Source organism: Erythrobacter cryptus DSM 12079, from assembly GCF_000422985.1.
Lineage (GTDB): Bacteria > Pseudomonadota > Alphaproteobacteria > Sphingomonadales > Sphingomonadaceae > Erythrobacter > Erythrobacter cryptus.
Genome location: NZ_AUHC01000035.1, coordinates 1 through 1,683 on the forward strand (window position 1 = coordinate 1; position 1,683 = coordinate 1,683).

The following is a 1,683-nucleotide window of genomic DNA, read 5'->3' on the forward strand; positions in this document are numbered from 1 at the left end:
GCAGCATCAGCCCCTCAACCGTCAGGCCGAGCGGTTCGCTCGCGAAGGCGTGCCGCTCAGTCTCTCGACCCTGGCCGATCAGGTCGGCGCCGCTGCTCACGCGCTGATGCCGATCTACAAGCTGATCGAGGCGCACGTTCTGGCTGCAGACCGCATCCACGGCGACGATACCACCGTGCCGGTCATGGCCAAGGGCAAGACCGATGTGGCCCGATTATGGGTCTACGTCCGCGATGATCGGCCGTTCGCCGGGTCTGATCCACCGGCGGCGCTGTTCCACTACTCGCGCGATCGGCGCGGCGAGCACCCGCAAGCCCATCTCGCAGGCTGGTCCGGGATCCTACAGGCCGATGCCTATAGCGGCTACAACGACCTCTATCGCGAAGGACGCGACCCCGGCCCCGTGCTCGAGGCAGGCTGCTTCGCCCATGCGAGGCGCAAGTTCTTCGAGCTGGCCGATGTCGTAAGCTCGGCCCGCAAGAAGAGTCGCGGACAGAGCGCCGCCATGATCTATCCGATCGCGCTCGAAGCCGTGCAGCGCCTCGATGCCCTGTTCGACATCGAGCGCGGCATCAACGGCAAGAGCCCGGCCGAGCGGCTTGCAGTTCGCCAGGAACTCAGCGCGCCGCTCATGGCCGAGCTCCACACCTGGCTGACCGAGCAGGTCGCCAAGCTATCGCGCGGCCATGATCTGACCAAGGCCTGCTTCTACATGCTCAAGCGCTGGGACGCGTTCACCCGCTTCCTCGACGATGGCCGGATCTGCCTCACCAACAACGCAGCTGAGCGCGCGCTCCGCTGCATCCCGCTTGGCCGCAAGGCATGGCTGTTCTGCGGATCCGATCGCGGCGGCCAGCGTGCCGTCATCATCTACACCCTGATCCAGACCGCCAGGCTCAACGATGTCGATCCGCAGGCCTGGCTCGCCGATGTCCTCGCTCGCATCGCCGATCATCCCGCCACCAGGCTCGATCAGCTGCTGCCTTGGAACTGGCGCAAGAGTGAAGGTCTGCTATCGCAGGCGGCATGACCCGCCAAAGCGCCATCGACAGTTTTACCGAGATCGCCACGCTGCGTATCGAGCTGAACGATTCCGACCCGCTCATCTGGCGAGAGCTCGAAGTCCCAACCTCCATCACCCTCAAGGTGCTGCACGAGATCGTCCAGACCGCCATGGGATGGCTCGACTATCACCTCTGGGAGATGGTCATCGATCACCAGACCTACGGCCTGCCCATGGACGAGGACTGGGGGACCGCTCCCCGCAAGGTCGCCTCCCGCACACGACTGCGCGATGTGCTTGCTCCCGGCACTACCCGGATTCATTATGTCTATGATTTCGGCGATTACTGGGAACACAGTTTGATCATCAGGGATGTCCGAGCTGGGGATCGCTCCACGGCATATCCGCGTTTCATCGCCGGTGAGCGCAACTGCCCTCCCGAGGACTGCGGCGGCATCCCGGGGTTCTACGAAATGCTCGAGGCGAGAAACGATCCGGACCATCCAGATCACGCCGATGTCAGCGAATGGCTCGACGACTACGATCCAGACGAACTCGATGTCTTCCCGATCAACGGCATCCTCGGCCGGATCGCCGCTCGTCGTAACGCCGCAGCAAAACGCATCATCAAACCCAGTGACCGCTAACTGAAACGGGTGCGGCCTTCACCGGATGGATAC

General features: G+C 63.6%; 2 protein-coding genes. Both read left to right on the forward strand.

Going from position 1 to position 1,683, the window contains the following annotated elements:
- A partial coding sequence (gene tnpC, locus G524_RS15945; protein ID WP_036857939.1) for an IS66 family transposase occupies positions 1-1,030 on the forward strand: 1,030 nt, incomplete at its 5' end.
- Entirely contained in the window at positions 1,027-1,650 is a 624-nt protein-coding gene (locus tag G524_RS0112165; protein WP_027443935.1) for a plasmid pRiA4b ORF-3 family protein, read from the forward strand. The genes tnpC and G524_RS0112165, both read left to right, overlap by 4 nt.
- Positions 1,651-1,683 lie beyond the last annotated feature (33 nt).

What these genes read in the sequence shown, in the direction of transcription:
- G524_RS0112165 (WP_027443935.1), top strand. Translation starts at nt 1,027, where the DNA reads ATGACCCGCCAAAGCGCCATCGACAGTTTTACCGAGATCGCCACGCTG.